Origin of the sequence: Actinosynnema sp. NPDC059335 (genome assembly GCF_042752395.1) — a bacterium.
Lineage (GTDB): Bacteria > Actinomycetota > Actinomycetes > Mycobacteriales > Pseudonocardiaceae > Actinosynnema.
Genome location: NZ_JBHYXZ010000112.1, coordinates 22,120 through 28,825, shown reverse-complemented (window position 1 = coordinate 28,825; position 6,706 = coordinate 22,120). Strand labels below are relative to the sequence as shown.

8 protein-coding genes and 1 pseudogene are annotated in these 6,706 nt (G+C 75.2%); 2 read left to right on the top strand and 7 right to left on the bottom strand.

The annotated features are described in order from the left end of the window. Positions 1–112 precede the first annotated feature (112 nt). The 7 genes and pseudogenes from ACFXGA_RS28675 to ACFXGA_RS28645 form a co-directional block, all read right to left on the bottom strand. Positions 113–895 (bottom strand): GGDEF domain-containing protein, encoded by a 783-nt coding sequence (locus ACFXGA_RS28675; protein ID WP_378093100.1) that lies wholly within the window; start codon positions 893–895, stop codon positions 113–115. Between the two features lie 66 nt (positions 896–961). After that, positions 962–1,846, bottom strand: a complete 885-nt coding sequence (locus ACFXGA_RS28670; RefSeq protein ID WP_378093098.1) for an exonuclease domain-containing protein — start codon at positions 1,844–1,846, stop codon at positions 962–964. 19 nt (positions 1,847–1,865) lie between these two features. Further along, a complete protein-coding gene (locus ACFXGA_RS28665) occupies positions 1,866–2,429 on the bottom strand; it encodes a TetR/AcrR family transcriptional regulator (RefSeq protein ID WP_378093097.1) in 564 nt (187 codons plus the stop codon). A gap of 67 nt (positions 2,430–2,496) precedes the next feature. Further along, positions 2,497–3,126, bottom strand: coding sequence for a glyoxalase (locus ACFXGA_RS28660; protein ID WP_378093095.1), 630 nt, complete (start codon positions 3,124–3,126; stop codon positions 2,497–2,499). 62 nt (positions 3,127–3,188) lie between these two features. Next, a pseudogene (locus tag ACFXGA_RS28655) lies at positions 3,189–3,419 on the bottom strand (AraC family transcriptional regulator); the annotation flags it as partial. A gap of 11 nt (positions 3,420–3,430) precedes the next feature. Continuing rightward, positions 3,431–3,841 (bottom strand): VOC family protein, encoded by a 411-nt coding sequence (locus tag ACFXGA_RS28650; RefSeq protein ID WP_378093093.1) that lies wholly within the window; start codon positions 3,839–3,841, stop codon positions 3,431–3,433. A gap of 48 nt (positions 3,842–3,889) precedes the next feature. Beyond that, positions 3,890–4,573, bottom strand: coding sequence for a TetR/AcrR family transcriptional regulator (locus ACFXGA_RS28645; RefSeq protein WP_378093091.1), 684 nt, complete (start codon positions 4,571–4,573; stop codon positions 3,890–3,892). A 67-nt stretch (positions 4,574–4,640) separates the two neighbouring features. On the opposite strand from ACFXGA_RS28645, the gene ACFXGA_RS28640 reads away from it, so the two are divergent. Then, positions 4,641–5,750, top strand: a complete 1,110-nt coding sequence (locus tag ACFXGA_RS28640; RefSeq protein ID WP_378093088.1) for an FAD-dependent oxidoreductase — start codon at positions 4,641–4,643, stop codon at positions 5,748–5,750. Positions 5,751–5,924: 174 nt separating this feature from the next. Further along, the gene (locus ACFXGA_RS28635; protein WP_378093086.1) at positions 5,925–6,653 is read left to right on the top strand and encodes an alpha/beta hydrolase; all 729 of its coding nucleotides are present in this window, start codon (positions 5,925–5,927) and stop codon (positions 6,651–6,653) included. Positions 6,654–6,706 lie beyond the last annotated feature (53 nt).

The following is a 6,706-nucleotide window of genomic DNA, read 5'->3' as shown; positions in this document are numbered from 1 at the left end:
GGCGCGGTCCGCCCCCCCCCGTCTTCGAGCGGCCTCCTCCCCCGCCCCCCCCCCGCCGCCGCCGCGCCCCCCCGCCCCCCCCGCGGGGCCCCCCCGGTCCGCGTTCCGGGGGTCACCGGCGCAGGCGTTCCTCCACGTGCGCGACCACCGAGTGCACCGGCGCCTCGCCGTCGCTGGTCACCCAGCACACCCGCACGTCGGTGCGGACCCGCTCGCCGCCGAGCCGCACCGCCCGCCCGGCCAGCTCGCGCACCCGGGCCGCGATCGCCTCGCCGCTGCCGTCCGGGTGCTCCGCGACCACGGCGAACGAGTCGCCGCCGTACCGCGCCACGGTGTAGTCCGCCCGTAAACCCTTCCGCAGCCGGTTCGCCAGCACGGCCAGCAGCTCGTCGCCGCGGCGGAAGCCGTGCGCCACGTTCACCTCGGCCATCCGGTGCACGTCCGCCAGCACCAGCGACGCCAACGTCCCGCGGGTGCGGGCCCGGATCAGCGCCTGGTCCAGCCGGTCGAGCAGCAGCGCCCGCCCCGGCAGGCCGGTCAGCGCGTCGAGCAGCCCGGCGCTGTGCGGCACGTCCGCCTGCACCGGCCGGAGCAGCACGAGCACCTGGCCGCGCACCTCGACCGGGTAGTACTCGGCCCACACCTGGGCGTGCGGCAGCACCATCGGGATCGTCAGGGGCGACCCGGTGCGCAGCACCTGCGCGGCCAGCTCGGCGCAGCTCGGCAGCGGCGCGCCGAAGTCGTCGCGGGCGTTGGCGTCGCGCAGCAGCGCCGACGCCATCGGGTTGGCCGCGAGCACCGCACCGCGGTCGTCCTGGAGCAGCACCCCGACCGGCAGCTCCGAGACGAACTCGTCCCACACCGCACGGGGGGCCGTGGTCTGCACCGTACTCATGGGACTCGTGCCTTCCGCCGAGGCCGGGCCTGTCCGTGATGAGCCTCCCCGCAGGTAGCGGGCTTTTCAATAGGCCCGAGGCCACTCGGTCCGGTGATCTTTGGCCGGCGGTGTAACGCCCAGCCGGTCGAGCATCCCGGCGAAGTCCTCTTCGGACACGATCGGCACCCGGTAGGCCCGCGCCCGCCGCGCCTTGGTCGACAGCGTGAACGGGTCGGCGGCGACCACGACCCGGGTCGCCCTGGTCACGTACCCCTGGCTGACCAGCCCGGCGGACGCGGCCCGGTCGACCCACTCCTCGCGCGGCGCGCTCATCCGACCGGTGAACACCACCCGGTCGCCCCGCACCAGCGTGACCAGCTCCGGCCGCCGCGACACCGGCGGGGCCGCGCCGCGCCGCACCTCGGTCACGTCGTCGGGCAGCGGGACGCGCGGGACGCGGTCGGCGTCGGGCACGCCGAACCGCAGGTAGTGGGCGAACAGCGCGGCCGTGGCGCGGGCGTCGTGCAGCGCGGAGTGCGCCGAGTCGAGCACCACCCCCGCCGCGTCGCAGCAGTCGCGCAGCGACCGGCCGGCCCGGTGCGGCAGGTACCGGTCGGCCAGGCGCATCGTGCACAGGCCCGTGATCGGCAGGTCCACGCCGGCGCGGGCGAACTCCGCGGTCAGGAACCGGGCGTCGAACGCCAGGTTGTGCGCGACCACGACCCGGCCGGCCAGGCGTGCCGCGACCGCGCCCGCCGCCCGCGCGAACGTCGGCGCGTGCCACACGTCGGCCGCGCGGATGCGGTGCACGTGCTGCGGCCCGAGGTCGCGGTTCGGGTTGAGCAGGGTGCACCACTCGTCGGTCACCCGGCCCGCGGCGTCCAACCCGACGACGGCCACCTCGACGATCCGGTCCGAACCGCGTGCCGCGAACCCGGTCGTCTCCACGTCGACCACGGCGTACCCCATGATCGACGAACCCTACCGATCATGGTCGGGCCGTCAGCGCCCGGATCACGAGATCGACGACCGCGTCGGTGAACTCGCCCGTCAGCGGCGCGGTCCGCAGGAACCACCGCTGGTGGACGGGCCCGAGCAGCAGCTCCGCCGCCGCCGACACGTCCACGTCGGCCGGCACCTCGCCCAGCCGCTGGGCGGTCCGCAGCCGCTCCTCCACCAGCACCCGGCGCGGCATGAGCAGCAACGTCACGAGGTCCGTGCGCGCCTCGTGCACCAGCACCCGGCACACCTGGTCGAACCGCCGCTCGGCCAGCTCCTCCGCCGCGGCGCGCAGCTCGCGCTTGAGGTCGACCGCCAGCACCCCGGTCGGCGCCGCGTCCGGCTCGGAGGGGCCGAACTCCACCAGCGCGTCGAACAGCAGCGGCCCCTTCGACGGCCACCAGCGGTAGATCGTCTGCTTGCCCACCCCGGCGCGGGCCGCCACCGCCTCGATGGTCAACCGCGAGTAGCCGAGCGCCTCGACCAGCTCCAACGCGGCCACGAGGATCGCCCGCCTCGAACGGTCGCTGCGCCGCGCCGCGTCGGGTGGCATCCTGTGATCGTATGCGCGGTTCCGCTGGTGCGGGGATCGGTCGGACCGCGCTCCGGCGCCGTCCCGGTCAGGCGGCGGGCCGCGCGGACGCCGCGGTCAGCCACGCGAAGCCATCCGGGTCGGTGAAGGCCCCGGCGTCGCCGACGATCGCGATGCGGTGCGACCCCGTGCCCTCCGGGGAGACGCCGGCGGTCTTCGCCAGCGCCCGGCGCCGGTACAGGGCGAGCGTGATCGAACCGGGCGCGGTGGCGAACTCGACGTACATGCGGCCGAAGCTCTTCGCCGCGGTGAAGCCCTGGTCCAGATAGAACCGCTTGCTCGCGGCCACGTCGGCGACCCCGAGCAGCAGCACGACGTCGTCGACGCGCCGGGTGGCCGGGCCGGTGTCCTTCTTGGCCGACGTGGCGACCTTCCAGAGGGTGCCGTCCGGCGCCTGGACCACCGCGCCGTAGCCCCACAGCGACTTGGCGGCCGGCTTGATCGTGGTGGCGCCGGCCTCGACGGCGGTCGCGACGAGGCTGTCGACGGTGGAGGGCTGGGCGACCGTGAGCGCCAGGGTGAACCCGCGGAAGCCGGTGCTCGGTGCGTCGGAGACGCGGGGGACGACGAGGCCGTCGAGGTCGAAGGCCGTCCGGTAGAAGCGGGCGGCGGCGTCGGCGTCGGTCACGTCGAGGATCACGGAGTCGATGTTCGTCATGCCGACAACGCTATTTCCGGTGCCCTGACCAGCGCTTCTCGATTCCTGACCGGTCCGAGCGCGGCCCGTTCGGCGCGGCGCGCCACGAGGTAGGCGTACGGCGACCTGCCGTACGCGCGGCGGAACTCGCGGCTGAGGACGCCGGGAGGGAGGCCCGCGTCGCGGGCGAGCGCCAGGACGTCCAACGGCCGCGCGTGCTCGCGGTCGATCCGGTCGCGCACCCGGCGCAGCCGCGCCAGGTGCGCCGTGCGCTGGGCCGCGATGCGGGCGCGCGCCCACCCGGGAAGGCACATGGCGGGCGCCCTCAGCCGACCTGCTGGATGCGGACGAGGTTGCCCGCCGGGTCCCGGAACGCGCAGTCGCGCACCCCGTACGGCTGCTCGGTCGGCTCCTGGACCACCTCGGCGTCACCCGCCTGCACCCGTTCGAACGTGCCGTCGAGGTCGCGGGTGGCGAGCAGGATCCAGCCGTAGGTGCCCTTGGCCATCATCTCGGCGATGGTGCGGCGCTCGTCGTCGGTGATGCCGGGGTCGGCCCCCGGCGGCGCGAGCAGGATGGAGACGTCGGGCTGCCCGGCGGGACCGACCGTGATCCAGCGCATCCGGCCCTGGCCGACGTCGGTGCGGACCTCGAAGCCGAGGGTGTCGCGGTAGAAGGCGAGGGACGCGTCCGGGTCGTCGTGCGGCAGCACCGTGGTGTGAATCGTGAGGTCCATGCCGGTCAGGCTAGGTGCCGACCCGCGCCGACGCTTCTCGATACCTGATCAGCGCGCCGCGATGCGGGCCCCGATGCCGTCGAGGACGAACTCGAGCCCGGCCCGGAAGGTCTCGTCGGCGTCGAGGTGCGGGCCGTCGTGGACCATCGCGGCCAGCGCGGGGAACCGGCCCGTGGCGAAGACCCGCCGCAGGTACGGCCCGCGGGTGGCCTGCCACTGCCGCTGGTCCATCCCGGAGGCCCGCTCGGCGCGCCGCTCGGTGATCTCCCGGCGCACCGCGCCGATCACGTACGCGTTGACCGCGGCGACCGCCGGCACGACGATCGCCAGGTCGACGTCGCCCATCGCGGCCAGCACGGCCTCGCCGCTCGCCAGCGCGTTCGGGCCGAGCTGCGGCCGGCCGCCGAGCAGGTCGGCGAGCCACTCGTGCCGGTGCGCGGCCCGGCGCGTGGTGTCGGCGAGGGAGCGCAGCACCTCGCGCCACCCGTCCCCGACCGGCGTGATCTCGCCCTGGACGGCGTCCACCATCAGGTCGAGCAGGTCCTCCTTGGTGGCGATGTAGCCGTACAGCCGCATCGGGCCCACGTCCAACGCCGCCGCGACCTTGCGCAACGACACCGCGTCCAGGCCGTCCGCGTCGGCGAGCCCGATCGCCGCCCGCACGATCCGCTCCCGGCTCAGGGGGGCGGGCGCCGGGCGCTCCGGCGGCTCCGGCCGCTCCCACACCACCACGGCGCAGACCATACACCGTAGACGCTGATACGGTGTATCGAGCCGATACAGTGAATCGAGGTCGCTCGTGGACATCGCCATCGTGGGAGCCGGCCCGGGCGGTCTGGCCCTGGCCCGCGTGCTGCACGTGCACGGCGTCGACGCCGTGGTCTACGAACGCGAACCGTCACGCGACGCGCGCGGCCAGGGCGGCATGCTCGACATCCACTCCGGGCAGCGGGCGCTGCGCGAGGCCGGCCTGCTCGACGGGTTCCACGCGATCGCCCGCGGCGAAGGTCAGGACATGCGGCTCCTGGAACCGGACGGCACCCTCCTGCTCCGGGAGGACACGCCCGACGACGCACCGCTCCTGCGACCCGAGGTGGACCGCGCCGACCTGCGCGACCTGCTGCTCGACTCGCTCCCCGACGGCGCGGTGCGCTGGGGGCACGCGTTCGAGTCCGCCGCCGACGGCGTGCTCCGCTTCGCCGACGGCCGCAGCGCGCGGTACGACCTGCTCGTCGGCGCCGACGGCGCGAACTCCCGGGTCCGCGCCCTGCTCACCGACGCCCGGCCCGCGCACACCGGCCGGCACGCCGTCGAACTCGGCATCCCCGACATCGACCGCACCCACCCCGACCTCGCCGCGATGGTCGGGCGCGGCAACTACTGGGTGCTCGGCGACGGGCAGTCCCTGGCCGCGCAGCGCAACGGCGACGGCCGCGTGCGCCTCGGCCTCAACTTCTACCGCACCGACGAGGACTGGCTCGCCACCTGCGGCATCCCGTTCGACGACCCGCCCGCCGCGCGGGCCCGCCTCATCGAGCTGTTCGCCGGCTGGGACCCGCGCATCACCGCGCTGATCGCGGCCTGCGACGACACGATCGCGCCCCGGAAGATCACCACCCTCCCGGTCGGCCTGACCTGGCCGTCGAGACCGGGCGTCACGCTGGTCGGCGACGCCGCGCACCTGATGCCGCCGGTCGGCGAGGGCGCCAACATGGCGCTGCTCGACGGCGCGCTGCTCGCCCTCGCGCTGGCCGCGCACCCGGACGACCACGCCACCGCCGTCGCGGAGTACGAGCGGGAGATGTTCGAACGCACCGGCGCCGCCGCCCGGATGTCCGCGGACCTGCACGAGCTGCTGACCTCGCCGGACGCCGCGCGGCGGATGCTCGAATTCTTCCAGCCGGGCTGACGCGCCGGAAAGCCGTTCGCGCCCCGCGGCCACCACTGCTAGGTTCCCGGAGGCCGTGCGAGAGACCGAGGAGGTGGTACCCGTGAACCAGTCGACAGGGGTGCTCCTCTCCGGGGTCACGGTCGGGCGATAGGTCGTCCGGGAGCGCCGCCGGCACTCCCGAAAGGCACGACCGTGCTGTTCACCTCCGAACGACGCCTCGACGACGGCGTCCTCGAACGCGAGTTCACCCTCGGCGCGATCCCCGGCATCCTCTGGACGCCCGAAGCCGCCCCCGAACCGGCCCCGCTGATCCTGGTCGGCCACCCCGGCGACCTGCGCCGGATGTACCCCCGGGTGTCCGCCCGCGCCCGGCACGCCGCGGCCGCCGGCTACGCCGCGGCCACCCTCGAACTGCCCGGCAGCGGCGACCGCCCCCGGTCCCCGTCCGCCGACCGGGCCCGCGCCGACCTGCGCCGGGCGATCACGGCCGGCGAGCCGGTGGACGAGATCGTGGACCGCCTCGTCCTCCCGCTGGTCGAGCAGGCGGTCCCCGAGTGGCGGGCCCTGCTCGACGCCGTGCTCGACGTGCCCGGGATCGGCGGCCCGGTCGGCTACTCGGGCGGGGTGATCGCCATCGGCGTCCGCCTGGCCGCAGTCGAGCCGCGCGTCAAGGCCGCCCTCCTGTTCGCCGGCAGCTACGTGCCGCGCCGCATGTTCGCGGAGGCCCGGCAGGTCACCATCCCGCTGCAGGTCCTGCTGCAGTGGGACGACGAGGGCAACGACCGGCAGTTGGCCCTGGACCTGTTCGACGCCTTCGGCTCCCGGGAGAAGACGCTGCACGCCAACATGGGCGGCCACACCGGCGTGCCCGCCTTCGAGGCGGACGACGGCAACCGCTTCTTCGACCGGCACCTGAAGTGACACCGGCCGCCTGACGACCGCCGCCCCGACACCCGTCGCGGTCGGGGCGACGG